The 13,658-nt window shown below is 62.9% G+C and carries 15 protein-coding genes and 1 pseudogene; 7 read left to right on the top strand and 9 right to left on the bottom strand.

From position 1 onward, the window contains the following. Positions 1–114: 114 nt before the first annotated feature. Together BFP96_RS05770 and yedA are read right to left on the bottom strand one after the other, a co-directional pair. Positions 115–1,449: a DEAD/DEAH box helicase gene (locus BFP96_RS05770; protein ID WP_065935808.1), complete on the bottom strand. Its 1,335-nt coding sequence runs from the start codon at positions 1,447–1,449 to the stop codon at positions 115–117. 48 nt (positions 1,450–1,497) lie between these two features. After that, positions 1,498–2,394 carry a drug/metabolite exporter YedA gene (yedA, locus tag BFP96_RS05765; RefSeq protein ID WP_065886881.1) on the bottom strand — a complete coding sequence of 299 codons (897 nt, stop codon included), beginning with the start codon at positions 2,392–2,394 and terminating at the stop codon, positions 1,498–1,500. A 160-nt stretch (positions 2,395–2,554) separates the two neighbouring features. Between yedA and BFP96_RS05760 the strand changes: the two genes are divergently transcribed. Then, positions 2,555–3,016, top strand: coding sequence for an Lrp/AsnC family transcriptional regulator (locus BFP96_RS05760; RefSeq protein ID WP_065886880.1), 462 nt, complete (start codon positions 2,555–2,557; stop codon positions 3,014–3,016). Beyond that, complete coding sequence (locus BFP96_RS05755; protein WP_256548795.1) at positions 3,006–3,713, top strand: cyclase family protein; 708 nt, start codon at positions 3,006–3,008, stop codon at positions 3,711–3,713. The genes BFP96_RS05760 and BFP96_RS05755 overlap by 11 nt, the downstream gene beginning before the upstream one ends. Before the next feature lie 54 nt (positions 3,714–3,767). Here the strand turns inward: BFP96_RS05755 and BFP96_RS31710 are convergent. Further along, positions 3,768–3,890, bottom strand: a pseudogene (locus BFP96_RS31710) (acyl carrier protein); the annotation flags it as partial. Between the two features lie 423 nt (positions 3,891–4,313). On the opposite strand from BFP96_RS31710, the gene BFP96_RS05750 reads away from it, so the two are divergent. Next, positions 4,314–4,622: a DUF6124 family protein gene (locus tag BFP96_RS05750; protein WP_065935806.1), complete on the top strand. Its 309-nt coding sequence runs from the start codon at positions 4,314–4,316 to the stop codon at positions 4,620–4,622. Positions 4,623–4,850: 228 nt separating this feature from the next. Here BFP96_RS05750 and BFP96_RS05745 read toward each other — a convergent pair whose 3' ends face one another. The 3 genes from BFP96_RS05745 to BFP96_RS05735 form a co-directional block, all read right to left on the bottom strand. Then, positions 4,851–5,462, bottom strand: a complete 612-nt coding sequence (locus BFP96_RS05745; protein WP_057724934.1) for a 3'-5' exonuclease — start codon at positions 5,460–5,462, stop codon at positions 4,851–4,853. A gap of 42 nt (positions 5,463–5,504) precedes the next feature. After that, positions 5,505–5,981, bottom strand: a complete 477-nt coding sequence (locus tag BFP96_RS05740) for a LabA-like NYN domain-containing protein (RefSeq protein ID WP_057724933.1) — start codon at positions 5,979–5,981, stop codon at positions 5,505–5,507. A 119-nt stretch (positions 5,982–6,100) separates the two neighbouring features. Further along, positions 6,101–6,835, bottom strand: coding sequence for a DUF2076 domain-containing protein (locus BFP96_RS05735; RefSeq protein ID WP_065895193.1), 735 nt, complete (start codon positions 6,833–6,835; stop codon positions 6,101–6,103). A 179-nt stretch (positions 6,836–7,014) separates the two neighbouring features. On the opposite strand from BFP96_RS05735, the gene BFP96_RS05730 reads away from it, so the two are divergent. Beyond that, positions 7,015–7,674 (top strand): YciC family protein, encoded by a 660-nt coding sequence (locus BFP96_RS05730; protein ID WP_065886874.1) that lies wholly within the window; start codon positions 7,015–7,017, stop codon positions 7,672–7,674. Positions 7,675–7,715: 41 nt separating this feature from the next. Continuing rightward, on the top strand, positions 7,716–8,804 hold the full coding sequence (locus BFP96_RS05725; RefSeq protein WP_065895192.1) for an endonuclease/exonuclease/phosphatase family protein: 1,089 nt from the start codon (positions 7,716–7,718) through the stop codon (positions 8,802–8,804). Positions 8,805–9,018: 214 nt separating this feature from the next. On the opposite strand, the gene hrpB is transcribed toward BFP96_RS05725, so the two are convergent. Next, positions 9,019–11,526 (bottom strand): ATP-dependent helicase HrpB, encoded by a 2,508-nt coding sequence (gene hrpB, locus BFP96_RS05720; protein WP_065935805.1) that lies wholly within the window; start codon positions 11,524–11,526, stop codon positions 9,019–9,021. Then, positions 11,507–11,677 carry a hypothetical protein gene (locus BFP96_RS30810; RefSeq protein ID WP_163001658.1) on the bottom strand — a complete coding sequence of 57 codons (171 nt, stop codon included), beginning with the start codon at positions 11,675–11,677 and terminating at the stop codon, positions 11,507–11,509. Before BFP96_RS30810 ends, hrpB begins: the two co-directional genes overlap by 20 nt. Here BFP96_RS30810 and BFP96_RS05715 point away from each other — a divergent pair. After that, positions 11,676–12,095 (top strand): polyribonucleotide nucleotidyltransferase, encoded by a 420-nt coding sequence (locus BFP96_RS05715; protein ID WP_065886871.1) that lies wholly within the window; start codon positions 11,676–11,678, stop codon positions 12,093–12,095. The two genes, BFP96_RS30810 and BFP96_RS05715, sit on opposite strands and share 2 nt — an antisense overlap. A 9-nt stretch (positions 12,096–12,104) precedes the next feature. Continuing rightward, positions 12,105–12,998 carry a cation diffusion facilitator family transporter gene (locus BFP96_RS05710; RefSeq protein ID WP_065935804.1) on the top strand — a complete coding sequence of 298 codons (894 nt, stop codon included), beginning with the start codon at positions 12,105–12,107 and terminating at the stop codon, positions 12,996–12,998. Here BFP96_RS05710 and BFP96_RS05705 read toward each other — a convergent pair. After that, positions 12,995–13,658, bottom strand: a 664-nt coding sequence (locus BFP96_RS05705) for a DUF6515 family protein (RefSeq protein ID WP_371914763.1), incomplete at its 5' end; no start/stop codon positions are given. The two genes, BFP96_RS05710 and BFP96_RS05705, sit on opposite strands and share 4 nt — an antisense overlap.

The following is a 13,658-nucleotide window of genomic DNA, read 5'->3' as shown; positions in this document are numbered from 1 at the left end:
GCGGATTCAAGGCCGCCATCGGGGGCAAGCCCCCTCCCACACTTGACGGTATTCACAATTCAAACATGTGGGAGGGGGCTTGCCCCCGATGAGGCCATCAGCCCCACCGCAAAATCACTTCTTCTTACGCGGCCCGGTATTAAACACCGGCACCTTGCGCACCGGCTTGATCGACGGTTCGACCGGCGCCGCGTCACCACTGTCCACCCATTTACCCAAATTGCGCTTACCGCCGCCGCCCGATGTCTTGGGCTTCTTCGGCTTTTTCGGCTTCTTCACCACCTGCCCACTGGCATCGGTATCCGGCACGCGGTGCTCGGGTACGAAATCCGGCTCCATCTTGCGGGTCAGGGTCTGGCGCGTAAGCATCTCGATCGCCGAGAGCATGTTCACTTCATCGGCACACACCAGCGAAATCGCCTCGCCGGTGTTGCCCGCACGGCCGGTACGGCCGATACGGTGGATGTAGTCTTCGGCGACGATCGGCAGGTCGAAGTTGACCACCAGCGGCAGGTCTTCGATGTCCAGGCCTCGGGCCGCCACGTCGGTGGCCACCAGGATCTGCACTTCGCTGGCCTTGAAGCGGTCCAGTGCGCGTTGGCGGGTCGCCTGGGGTTTGTCGCCATGGATGCCGTCGGCATTGATGCCCAGGCCCTGCAACTTGTCCACCAGCGCGTCCACGCCGTTACGCGTCTTGGCGAATACCAGCACCTGCTTCCAGCGGCCCTTGCGCATCAGGTGCACGAACAGTTCCGGCTTGCGCTTTTTATCCACCGGCACCACCCACTGCTGCACGGTGTTGGCGGCGACGTTGCGCGGGCTGACTTCGATACTCAGCGGGTCATTGAGCATCTGCCCGGCGAGCAGGCGGATGTCATCGGAGAACGTGGCGGAGAACAGCAGGGTCTGGCGTTTCTTCGGCAGCATGCGGTAGATGTTCGCCAGCTCTTCGGAGAAGCCCAGGTCGAGCATGCGGTCGGCTTCATCCAGCACCAGGGTTTGCAGCTGATTGAGTTTCAGCGCGTTCTGGCGGAACAGGTCGATCAGGCGGCCAGGGGTGGCGACCAGGATGTCGACACCCTTGCGCAGCTTCATCATCTGCGGGTTGATGCTCACGCCGCCGTACACCGCATACGTGGTCAGCGGCAGGTGCTGGGCGTATTCGGCGACGCTGGCGTGAACCTGCTCGGCCAGCTCGCGAGTGGGGCACAGGATCAGCGCACGCGCCGAGTTGGCGGCGACTTTCGGCCCTTCCATCGTCAGCAGTTGCAGCAGCGGCAAGGCAAAGCCGGCGGTCTTGCCGGTGCCGGTCTGGGCGGCGGCCATCAGGTCGCGACCGGCCAGCACCGCCGGAATGGCTTGCGCCTGCACCGGCGTCGGGGTCTGGTAGCCAAGCGTCTCAAGGGCGCGCAGCAAGGGTTCGATCAGGCCAAGGGTGGCGAAAGTCATGTGTTTACCGTAGGAAAAATTCAGCGCAAGGGCGTAATGCGCGGCAGTTTACCTTATTTCCGGTTTCGGCTTGCGCCATTGGGGCAGGCTGATCAACAGCACGGCGCTGATGATCACCAGCATTGCCAGGGCCTCTTCCACACCGATGCTCTCGCCGACGAACACAATCCCCAGCAACACCGCCACCGCCGGGTTCACATAGGCATAGCTGGTCGCCGCCGCCGGGCGCACGTGCTTGAGCAGGTACATGTAGGCGTTGAACGCGATGATCGAACCAAACACCGTCAAGTAGGCCAGGGCCAGCCAGCCTTCCAGCGGCGGCATGGCCTGCAGGTGCTCGCCGGACAGCGTGCTGACGATCAGCAGCGCCACGCCGGCCACCAGCATTTCCGCGGCACTGGCCATGGCGCCCTGGGGCAGCGGCAAGTGGCGACTCCACACCGAGCCGAAGGCCCAGGAAGCCGCCGCCATCAACAGCAACACCGCCCCCAGTGGGCTCGATTGCAGGGTGCTGCCCATGTTGAGCATCGCAATGCCGATGATCCCCAGAATCACCCCGGCCCATTCCAGCCGCGTATTACGCGCGCCCCAGAAAAAACCACACAGCAGGGTGAACAACGGCACGGTCGCCACCGCCAATGCGGCTACACCGGACGACACGCCCATATGTTCCGCCACGCTGACGCCGCCATTGCCTACGGTGAGCAGCAAAATGCCGATCATTCCGGCCGCCTTCCACTGCGGCCACGTCGGCGCCGGCACCCCGCGCCACCGCAGGTAGGCGTACATCAACGCGCCCGCGGTGCAAAACCGAATCCCCGCCAGCAGCAGCGGTGGCCAATACTCCACGCCGATGCGAATCACCAGGTAAGTGGAACCCCAGATCACATACAACGCAAAAAAGGCGGCGATCAACGGCAAGGGAAAACGACGTGGGCCAGGCATGGGGCGGCTCTATGGCAGGAGTTGGGAGGCTTATTCTAGAAACGAAGGCGCATAAACATAAGTTACAAAACCTGTTTAAAGCGCCCATACACTTTTCAAAGCATGGTTATGAAGGCTATAACCCGTGCTTTCGAAAGCCACGCGCAACCGGAGCCTTATCATGGACAAATACGACCGCATGCTCCTCAGCGCCCTGCTCGAAGACGGCCGCGCTTCCTACGCCCAACTGGCCCGCACGGTGAACCTCTCCGCCCCCGCCGTGGCCGAGCGCGTGGCCAAGCTGGAGGCCAGCGGGGTGATTACCGGTTACCAGGCCAAGGTCGACTTGTCCAAAGTCGGCCTGCCGATTCAATGCGTGATTGAATTGCGGCTGACCAATCACGGCAGCCAAAAAGTTTACGACGCCCTGGCGCAAATTCCCGAGCTGACCGAATGCCATCGGGTCACCGGTGATCCGTGCGTGATCATGCAAGCAGCAGTGGGCACCATGCCGGAGCTGGAAGACCTGATTAATCGAGTGGCGAAGTTCGGGTTCAGCAAGACGTCGATTATTTTGTCCAGCGCCATAGAGCGGCGGGTGCCGCTGGGGCAATTGGAAGGGAATGGCAAACATGGCGGTTAAACAACTGCAATTTGAGCGGGTCATCAGTCTCAGCCATCCAATCAACCCGAGCATCCCGCTGTGGCCGGGCGACCCGCCAGTGGCGTTCGAAGACGTTGCGTCATTGGAGCGCGACGGCTATTACCTGCGCCGCTTCAGCATGGGCGAACACAGCGCCACCCATATGAATGCGCCGAACAGCTTTTATGCCGATGGGATGGGGATTGAGGGTTACTCGGCAGAAGCGCTGGTGCGGCCGGCGGTGGTGATCGATGTGCGCGGTAAAGCCGCGGCCGATCCGGATTACCAAGTCAGCCCGCAGGATATCCACGCCTGGGAACACCAACACGGCCCTATCGATGCGGGTTCGGTGGTGCTGGTGTACACCGGGTGGCAACACCTCTGGAACGACCCGACCGCCTTTTTCGGCCACGATGCGCAAGGCTCGCACTTTCCAGGGATTGGCGAGGCCGCCATTGGCTTTTTGCTGGAGCATCGCCGGATTGCCGGCGTGGGCATTGATACCCACGGCGTGGATTATGGGCAAAGCAGCGCGTTCGCCATCAATCACGCGGTACTGGCCGAAAACGGGATTGTGCTGGAGTGCCTGACCCAGCTCGACCGGCTACCGGTCACTGGGGCAACGCTGGTCATCGGGATATTGGCGCTTGAAGGTGGCTCGGGGTCACCGGCCTCGGTGATGGCGTTTATTCCCTGACATCATCGCGGCGTTGAGCGCTCAACGATCAGATCGACTGTCTGCCTGATGGTCGTCATGGATGAAGTCGGTGTGCTCCGTCATCTGGCTTCGGTCGATAAAACCGATGATATCGACGAATAGCTGGATAACCTTTTCGCTATGGGGGGGACGCCCTACATGAGTGAAGAGGAAAATCAGAAAGGTCCTAGGTCACAGCCGGATTTGGCCTACCGATCATTCAGGGCTCACATGCAAGTGACCTCAAAACACGTGCATTTCAGTGGCCAGCAAGACCGATCCCTTTCATTTGCGGGACGTTTCCGAGAGAATCCCACGGCCTTGTTTCCGTCGGATTCGGTGGCTAGTCTCGCCCTGTCATCGAATGTTCGGTGACCGGACGTGCAAGTCCGACTAAACAAAAGCTTTTCAGATGCCTCACACAGTCAACGCCCAGTTATTACGACATGGCGCTGATTTGTTATGGCAGCTGTGCGCGGGAGATCCTCGGATCTGCTGGGTTTGCCTTTTGTCCCGGTCTTGCACACTCGCGTACCGCTGCCACCCTATTTGCGTGCAAGCGAATAGACGCAGCTCCTGCTTAACAAGAGGAGTTTCACCATGGTCAAAGTCACCCCCGACCCACCCAAGTCCAAACCCGATTTCCTCAGCGAAGACGCCCTGCTCCACCGTCGTGCCATCGACTACTACCTCAAGGCATCCGCCCCGGACGCGCCCATTTTTATCCTGAATGACAACCTGAGCTTCGAAGACGCCCTGGCCCATGCGGCGGATTTGCTGCATTGCGCGGTGGAGACGGCCCACGCGTCGGGTGAGGTGATGAAGGCGCCGCAGCGGGCGGTGATGCATTTGGTGGAGATGGCGAAGGGAGTAGTGGATCAGGCGTTGGAATGCACGCAGACTCGATAGGCAACGCATCACCCAATGTGGGAGGGGGCTTGCCCCCGATTGCGGTGTACCAGCCAGCTTATCTGTAGCTGACCCACCGCTATCGGGAGCCCCCAACCCCATTTGATCGTTCCCACGCTCTGCGTGGGAATGCCGCCCTGGACGCTCTGCGTCCGCTCTTAAAGTCGTGACGCGGAGCGTCACCAGATGCATTCCCACGCGGAGCGTGGGGACGATCAGCACCGGGCCTCAGAACCCGCGATGTTTCTTCAGGTGCTCATTGATCTTCGCGGCCGGCACTTTCTGCAAGGTGCACAGCAAGTCGTGGGACAGTTCGCGCAGGCCGTGGGTCTGGCGCAGTTCCCGCGCCAGGTGCGCCGTCAGGTTGGCGGCCATCTCGGCATCCGCCAGCGCCCGGTGAGCCTGGCCGGTGTGGGGCAATTGGGCGTAGCTGTTGAGGGTGCCGAGCTTGTGATTGGGCGCCGCCGGCATGAGGCGGCGGGCCAGCAGCAGGGAGCAGGCAAATTTCTGCAGGCGGGTGCGGCGGATCAGGCCCAGTTCAAAGTCCCAGAACTTCTGGTCGAACGCGGCGTTGTGCGCCATCAGCGGCGTGGTGCCGACGAACTCATTGACCTCATTCATCACCCGCTCGGCCGGTGGCGCGTTGCGCAGCATGGCGTTGCTGATGCCGGTGAGTTGTTCGATGAAACCGGGCACGCGCACGCCGGCATTCATCAGGCTCTGGTAGCGGTCGACAATGTGCCCGCGCTCAAGGATGACCACACCAATTTCCGTGGCCCGGCAGTGGCTGCTCGGGGTGATGCCGGTGGTTTCAAAGTCGATGACCGCTATACGTTCCAAACCTGTTCCAACTCCGTTCAACAATGTATTAAGCCGCCGCGCTTATTTGAGCAGCAACGCGCCTTCGATCGGTACGTAGCGGCTGGCGGCGCGTATCAGCGAGTTGGCCGTCAGCCCCGGCACGCCGTAGGCCACCGCTTGCACGCCATGCTTGTGAATGATGCGCTCGAGCAGCATGTCGAAATCCCCGTCGCCGGAGGCCAGCACCACTTCGTCGACATGGTCGGCGGCATCCATGATGTCGAGGGTGATGCCCACGTCCCAGTCGCCCTTGGCCGAACCGTCGCTGCGCTGGATGTAAGGCTTGAGTTTTACCGTAAAGCCCAGGTTGCGCAGGATCTGCTGGAACTGCTGCTGTTTGCTGTCGCCACGGTCGATGGCGTAGGCGTAGGCCTCGACGATCTGCCCATGGGCGCTGATATCAGCCCACAGCGCAGCGTAGTTGAAGTGGCAGCCGTAGGCCTGGCGAACGGTGTAATAGAGGTTTTGCACATCGGCGAACACTGCAATTTTCTTCACCGCACTTCCTCAATGACCGCCAGGCGCCAGCGCCCGGAAAGGTTGCCAGTATGCCAGCCAAGGGAGTGTTTCCGGGAAAAAATCAGACCGGAGCGCGTTGGCGCCCCGGCCCTGGTGGGTCAGACGAAGGAATCGTCGTCGCCAAAGGCGGAGGAATCGTCGACATAATCGCTGTCGGCGACGCTGTCCGCGTTGTTGCTGCCCCAGCTGTCATTCCCGGCGAACTTCTGGTCATCGTTGCCCCAGCCACCTTGATCACTGGCCGGCGCCGGTTGTTCGATGATCTCTTCCACCACCTGCGGCTGCTGGTTGTGATGAAACAGGCTGCTGATGCCCTCAGCGAGCAATACACCACCGGCCACGCCGGCCGCGGTCTTCATGGCCCCACCGAGGAATCCGCTGCCGGCTGGCGCGGCGGCGGCCGGTTGTGGCGGCTGTTGATAATTCTGCTGCGGCGCCGGCGCGTTGAACGATGGCCGCGCCGGTTCACGCCAACCGCCGCCCGAATTACCCGGCGCAGGCTGCGCCTCGCGCGAACCGCCGCCAAAGATGCTCGACAGGAAGCCACCACCACCGCCGCTGGCCGGGGCCGGTTGCGCGGATTTGGCGCGCTGCAATTCTTCCTGCAGTTGCTGGATCTGCTGGGCCTGCTGCTTGTTCTGCGCATCCAGGCTTTGCAGCGCGTGTTCCTGCACCAGGAGCGACTGGGTCATGTAGTAGCCGGCGGCCGGTTGGCGAGTCATGTGTTCCTTGATCCGCGCTTCGGCCTGGGCGTCGCGGGGGGCTGAGTCCGTCTCGGCTTGCTGCAACCGTGAAAACAGTCCATCGATCAGGGTTTGTTCTTCGCTGTTCATGGCGACCTCGTTAGATTGCCGGTAAAAATCAGGGTCCCGCCTGACATCAGGCAAGGTACGTCCTAGTTATGGGGCTGTTACCAATTGTTTCAATGGTCTTTACTCAAGGTTTACGTTTGCTTGCCCAGGCCGGCTATCGGTTAAAGTGTGTCCCTGCTTTTCGGCCTGTGATGACTCTGATGAATCCGTTAGACGTGCTGCGCGACTCCTTTCGCTTTACCCTGCGCAACCTGGGCGCCATCGTCCAGTTGTGCCTGCCGCTGGTGATCCTCGAAGCCCTGTTGCAACAGGTGCTCGACCACATGCTGGGCCCGGAGGCCTTCAGCGGTTACAGCGTGGTGGTGGGGTTACTGGTGTATCCGCTGTACACCGGCGCTCTGATCCTGTTCCTCGACGCCCGCACCCGCGGTGAATCGCCACGTACCCGGGATGTGTGGGCCCTGGCCCTGGCCATGTGGCCGCGCTTCGCCCTGTTGACCGCCATGAGCACACTGCTGATTCTGCTCGGGCTGTCGCTGTACTTCCTGCCGGGCCTGTGGCTGATGGTGGTGCTGGCGTTTGCCGAGTACTTGCTGGTATTGCGCGGCATGTCGGCGCTCGAAGCGATGAAGGAAAGCCTGCGCCTGACCCGTGGGCATTTCTGGCGCATCCTGGTGTGCCTGCTGTGCGTAATGACGCCGCTGTGGCTGCTCAAGGGCGCCAGCGTGGCGGCGTATCCCGAACCCGCGCCGCTGCTGGGGCTGCTGATGGACAGCGCCCACAGTTTCCTGCAACTGTTTACCAGTGTGGTGCTGTTCCGTTTATTCATGTTGATCGGTGGCGACGCCGACGCGCGGTGATATGCTCCGTGCCTCTTCTGAACCGCACATAAGCCGAGCCGATGACCCGTTTATTGCGCATCACCGTGTTGAGCCTGCTACTGATTGCAGGCCTGTTGGCGGCACTGATCTACAGCCTGACCTGGCGCCCGGCCGACAAGGAGACCCTGCCGGTCAGTTGCGTGGCGCCGCGTGCGCCGACCCTGCTGCCGGGGCAGGCGCTCAAGGTGATGACCTGGAACGTGCAGTACCTGGCCGGCAAGAACTACGTGTTCTGGTACGACACCCCCGACGGCAGCGGCCCGGACGAACGGCCCACGGTTGAGGACATGGCCTTCAGCCTTGACGAAGTGGCGCGGGTGATCCGCGACGAACAGCCCGACATCCTGCTGTTGCAGGAAATCGACGAAGGCGCCAAGCCCTCCCACTACCAGGATCAACTCGCGCTGTTGCAGGAGCGGCTGGTCGACCTCTACCCGTGCAGCACCCAGGCATTCGACTGGAAAGCCGACTTTGTGCCCAGCCTGCCCATCTTCGGCAGCGTCGGGCGCAAGCTGGCCACCCTCAGCCGCTACCAGATCGAACACGCCGAGCGTCTGCAACTGCCCACGGCGGATGCCAACTTCATCAGCCGCCAGTTCCAGCCCAAGCCCGCTTTGTTGCTGACGTACCTGCCGCTGAGCGACGGTGGGCAACTGGCGGTGCTCAACACGCGCCTTGACGGCGGCATGCCTGGGCGCAGTGCGGTGCAGGAACAAGTGGAGGCCACCGTGAAGTTACTGGATAAACTCGAAGGCCGTGGCACACCCTGGTTGATCGGCGGGGATTTCAATCTGCTGCCGCTGGGCCAATTCCTGCGCCTGGATGCGCAAAAACGCGGCCAGTATTCGCCGGACAGTGAGTTGCACCTGTTGTGGGACAAATACCCGATGATCCCGAGCAACAGTGAATCCAGCGGCATCGACCGCAAGAAATGGCTGACGCACTTTCCCAATGACCCAAGCCTTGAGGGGCCGGATCGGACGCTCGACTACCTGTTCTACAGCGCGCGGATCAAGCGGGTCGAGGCCAAGGTCAGGCAGGAAGACACCTTGCGCATCTCCAACCATTTGCCGGTCATCGCCCGCTTCCTGCTGCCTGCCGCGCAATAAAATGTGGGAGGGGGCAAGCCCCCTCCCACAGGTAATGCCGTTCAGTTAAGCGTATATCGTGCTCTGTAGGAGCGAGCTTGCTCGCGAAAAGCGTCAACGATAACGCGTGCTTCCTGAATGAACGCGGCGCCTGTGAGTTTTTCGCGAGCAAGCTCGCTCCTACAAAATGCCTTAACTGAACGGCATTACCCCCCACAGGGGATTTCCATTGTGGCTACTTTCGGGGTTTGATCCTGGCGGTCGCTTCGGCCACCAGGGGGTCGTCCGGCCAGTAATGCTTGGGGTAACGCCCCTTTAAATCCTTCTTCACCTCGGCATAGGTACTGCGCCAGAAGTTGGCCAGGTCCTGCGTGACCTGCACCGGCCGCCGCGCCGGCGACAGCAGGTGCAGCTTGACCACTTGGCGCCCACCGGCAATGCGTGGTGTATCCGCCAGCCCGAACAGCTCCTGCAAGCGCACCGCCAGGATCGGCGGCTGTTCGCTGTAGTCAAGGCGCACCGACGAGCCCGACGGCACTTTCACATGCTGCGGCGCGAGTTCATCCAGGCGCTGGGGCAGTGGCCAGGGCAGCAGGTTGTGCAGGTAGCTGGAAATATCCAGGTTGGCAAAATGGCTCAGGCGCGAGACTTTGCCCAGGTAGGGCATCAGCCAGTGCTCCAGGCTGGCGAGCAGGGCCTTGTCGCTGATATCGGGCCATTCGCTGGTGTGGCCGGCGTCCAGTTGGCGCAGCAGCATCACACGGGCCTGCCATTGGCGCAGTTCCGGGGTCCAGGGCAGCAGCTCCAGGCCTTTGCGGCGTACCAGATTGACCAGCGCCTGGCTGCGGGCGGACTCGTCGAGGCCGGTCAGGGGTTCTCGGCTGAGCACCAGCTCACCGACCTTGCGCTGGCGTTCGGCGCGCAGCACGCCTTCGCGTTCATCCCAATCCAGCTGGTCGACATTGCGCACTTGCTCGGCCAGCACTGTGTCCAACAGCGCCGGATCAAAATCCGCCGCCAGGTAGATGCGCTCTTCGCGCTGGCCCTGGCGGCTACCCAGGTCAGCAATCACCAGCCAGGGTTGTTTCATCAGGCTGTCGGCCTCGGCGAACAGCGCCGCGCGGCCGTTGGCCAAACGGTATTCGGCGCCCCCGGGGCGACGCTGTTGAGCGACGCGGTCCGGATAGGCCAGCGCCAGCAGGGCGCCGAGCCAGCGAGGGTGGTCGGGGTCGGCCACCGGTTGGCTGGCCTTGCCTCGTAAATAACCGCGATACTGGCGCGCCAACTGCCTGGCCCGTTGCACCCCGCCCTGGGTACCACGGGCACGCTCTTCGCCGGACATCAGCGCCAGGCGACTGTGCAAGTCCGCACCACCACCGCGCAAGATATCGCGTTCGCCCAACAGCGCCGCCACGTCGCAGGCCATCGCCGCCAGCCCGAGGTCCTGCCCGCGCAACAACAGATGGGCGATACGCGGGTGGGCGGGCAACTCGGCCATCTTCTGGCCATGGGCGGTGAGGGTTTCTTCGCTTAATGCGCCGAGGCGTTGCAGCAGCTCCTGGGCCTGGGCATACGCGGCGGCGGGCGGCACATCCAGCCACACCAACTGGCTGGGCGTCACGCCCCAACGGGCCAGTTGCAAGGCCAGCCCGGTCAGGTCGGCGGCGAGTATTTCCGCGCTGCCATACGCGGCCAGACCGTCATGCTGGTCTTCGGACCACAACCGATAACACACGCCTGGCTCCAACCGCCCTGCCCGACCGGCGCGCTGGGTGGCGCTGGCGCGAGAGATGCGCTGGGTGTCGAGGCGGGTCATGCCGCTGCCCGGGTCGAAACGCGGCACCCGCGCCAGCCCTGCATCGATCACCACGCGCACGCCGTTGATGGTCAGGCTGGTCTCGGCGATGTTGGTGGCCAGCACCACTTTGCGCTTGCCGGCCGGCGCCGGGTCGATGGCGGCGCGCTGGGCGTTGAGGTCCAACTCGCCATGCAGGGGGCATAGCAACACATCAGGGCGATCCCCCAGGGCGTCGGCCAGTTGCTGGTTGACCCGGCGAATCTCTGCCTGCCCCGGCAAAAACACCAAGACGCTGCCGGTCTCGTCATGCAGGGCTTCGAGAATAGTCTGCACCACCCGTGGCTCGATAAATTCCCCGGACTGGTAGGGCCGGCCCCAGCGCATCTGCACCGGGAACATGCGCCCTTCGCTGCGCAGGATCGGTGCGTCATCCAGGAGGCTGGCGAGGCGCTCGCCTTCGAGGGTGGCGGACATCAGCAGGATTTTCAGCGGCTGCTCGTCACGAAACAGCTCGCGGCCGTTGAGGCTCAGGGCCAGCGCCAGGTCGGCGTCGAGGCTGCGCTCGTGAAATTCGTCGAAGATCAACAGGCCCACGCCGTCCAGCGCCGGGTCGTCCTGCAGGCGACGGGTGAGAATGCCTTCGGTGACCACTTCGATACGCGTGTTGGGGCCGACTTTGCTGTCGAGGCGGATGCGGTAGCCAACGGTCTCACCGACCTTTTCACCCAGCTCGCTGGCCAGCCGCTCGGCGGCGGCCCGCGCAGCCAGGCGCCGGGGTTCGAGCATCAGGATGGTTTGCCCGGCGAGCCAGGGCTCGTTCAATAATGCCAGGGGCACGCGGGTGGTTTTACCGGCGCCGGGGGGCGCTTCCAGCACGGCTTCGTGGCGAATCGCCAAGGCGTCACGCAGGGCGGGTAAAACATCATCAATCGGCAACGAATTCATACTGGCTCCAAAGCAGAGCGGCGAGTATAACGGCGAACGGCCGGAGGCTGACGCGGGTCTCAAAAACACCTATGCAATCGAGTGTGGGAGCATCGGCGTCTGGCACATCTGGCTTATAGTCACCCTTAATATATTCAGGAGACTTTTTCATGCGTATCGCTTCCCGTGTCATCGGCGGTGTCTTGGCCGTCACCCTGCTGAGCCAACTCACCGCCTGCGGTTCGATTTTCTACCCCGACCGGCGCGGTCAGATCAACGGCAAGATCGACCCGGCGATCGCCGTGCTCGATGCGGTCGGCTTGCTGTTCTACGTGATCCCCGGCCTGATCGCGTTCGGCGTCGACTTCGCCACGGGCGCGATCTATTTCGAACCGGGCAAGACCGCCCAAGTCGCGCCGGAAAAACTGCACGAAGCCATCGGCGCCGACGGCAAGGTCGATAACGCCAAGCTGCAAAGCATCATCCAGACGGAAACCGGCCGCACCTTGCCGCTGGACGACCCGCGCCTGATCCAGTTCAAAGGCAGCGTGCACCAATTGGCGTCCCTGGGCCTGCAGCCCGCCGCATAAGGACAGCCCATGACCAGCAGTCCCGAACACGCCAGGCTTCTGCGCCTGGCCACCCGCGCCTCGGTGGGCGTGGCCTGTGTGCTGATTGTCACCAAGGCCATCGCCTGGTGGTTCAGTGGCTCGGTGGCCATGCTCGCCGGGTTGACCGATTCGCTGCTCGATGGCGTCACCTCGCTGCTCAATCTGCTGGCGGTGCACTACGCCCTGCGCCCCGCCGATGATGACCACCGTTACGGTCACGGCAAGGCGGAGTCGCTGTCGGGGATGGCCCAGGCACTGTTTATCGGTGGCAGCGCGGTGTTGATCGCCTTGCAGGCCTATCAACGCCTGCAGCATCCGGAACCGGTGGGCGCGCCCTGGCTGAGCATCGGCGTGATCGTGTTCTCACTGGTGCTGACCGTGGCGTTGTTGATGCTGCAACATCGGGTGATTCGCGAAACCGGCTCCAACGCGGTGCGCGCCGACTCGCTGCATTATCGCTCCGACCTGATGCTCAACGGCAGCATCCTGGTGGCCTTGGTGCTCGCCGGTTTTGGCTTTAATCAGGTGGACGCCTGGTTCGGCCTGGGCATCGCCGCCTACATCCTGTGGAGTGCGATCCAGATTGCCCGGGAAAGCTTTGCCGTGTTGATGGATGAAGAGTTACCGCCGGACGTCAGCCAGCACATGCTTGAACTGGCCCGTAGCGTACCCGGGGTACTGGGCGCCCACGACTTGCGTACACGCATTTCGGGCAGCCACTGGTTTGTGCAGTTGCACCTGGAGTTGCCGGGGGAATTGACCTTGTCGGTGGCCCACAGCATCAGCGACCAGGCCGCCGATGCCATTCACAAACAATACCCGCGCGCCGAAGTGCTGGTGCACGCCGACCCGCGGGAAGTGGTCACCGGCAATAAAACCTAGTACTGCACCTGATAGCCGCGACTGCTCAGGCAGTTGCCCTGGGCCTGGCGGTAGGTTTGCACCACCGCCGGGTCGGGGGCGTAGGTAGCCGCCTGCGGATCGAAACCACTTTGCTGCGCCGCCCAGCGATAACAGTCGTAACCGTCCTGCTGCACCTGGGCCGGTGACTGGCCGTTGGCAGGGTAGGCAACCACATCATAGCCGTTGCCTTGCGGTGCCGGCGGGGGCGACGGCACTTGCGCCGGCGGTTGCACCACCACGTATTGTTGGGTGCTCTGTTCGTAGGCGTAGTAGGCGCCGGCAGCAAGGAACAGCAGCGAGCCCCCTACCCACACTTCACGCGCGTAATCCGGCAAGTAATGCACGCGGATACCATAGGGCGGCGCCACTACGACGTAGCGCGGCCCCTGCGGGCGGTACCAGTAGCCACCGGAAAAGAAGTAGTCCTGGCCGCGATACGGCACGCGGTAGTTGCGGTCGGGGAAGCGGTCGACAACGTAACCGGGGCGATATTGCGGGCCCGGGCCCCAGCCATTGCCATGACCGTCGGGGCGACCTGGCCAGCGATGGTCATCCGGACGCGGGCCGGGCCGCGAGCCAGGGCCGCCCGCCTCCCAATGCCGGTTGTCATCATTGCGCCGGGGAATGTCGCGGTAGTAG

The organism is Pseudomonas sp. 34 E 7 (assembly GCF_900005715.1).
GTDB classification, from domain to species: Bacteria; Pseudomonadota; Gammaproteobacteria; order Pseudomonadales; family Pseudomonadaceae; genus Aquipseudomonas; species Aquipseudomonas orientalis_A.
This window is presented reverse-complemented; position numbering and strand designations above follow the sequence as displayed.

Coding starts and splice junctions, on each gene's coding strand:
- BFP96_RS05725 (WP_065895192.1), top strand. CDS start 7,716: ATGACCCGTTTATTGCGCATCACCGTGTTGAGCCTGCTACTGATTGCA.
- BFP96_RS05755 (WP_256548795.1), top strand. CDS start 3,006: ATGGCGGTTAAACAACTGCAATTTGAGCGGGTCATCAGTCTCAGCCAT.
- BFP96_RS05760 (WP_065886880.1), top strand. CDS start 2,555: ATGGACAAATACGACCGCATGCTCCTCAGCGCCCTGCTCGAAGACGGC.
- BFP96_RS30810 (WP_163001658.1), bottom strand. CDS start 11,677: ATGAAAAAGTCTCCTGAATATATTAAGGGTGACTATAAGCCAGATGTG.
- BFP96_RS05750 (WP_065935806.1), top strand. CDS start 4,314: ATGGTCAAAGTCACCCCCGACCCACCCAAGTCCAAACCCGATTTCCTC.
- yedA (WP_065886881.1), bottom strand. CDS start 2,394: ATGCCTGGCCCACGTCGTTTTCCCTTGCCGTTGATCGCCGCCTTTTTT.
- hrpB (WP_065935805.1), bottom strand. CDS start 11,526: ATGAATTCGTTGCCGATTGATGATGTTTTACCCGCCCTGCGTGACGCC.
- BFP96_RS05730 (WP_065886874.1), top strand. CDS start 7,015: ATGAATCCGTTAGACGTGCTGCGCGACTCCTTTCGCTTTACCCTGCGC.
- BFP96_RS05710 (WP_065935804.1), top strand. CDS start 12,105: ATGACCAGCAGTCCCGAACACGCCAGGCTTCTGCGCCTGGCCACCCGC.
- BFP96_RS05735 (WP_065895193.1), bottom strand. CDS start 6,835: ATGAACAGCGAAGAACAAACCCTGATCGATGGACTGTTTTCACGGTTG.
- BFP96_RS05715 (WP_065886871.1), top strand. CDS start 11,676: ATGCGTATCGCTTCCCGTGTCATCGGCGGTGTCTTGGCCGTCACCCTG.
- BFP96_RS05770 (WP_065935808.1), bottom strand. CDS start 1,449: ATGACTTTCGCCACCCTTGGCCTGATCGAACCCTTGCTGCGCGCCCTT.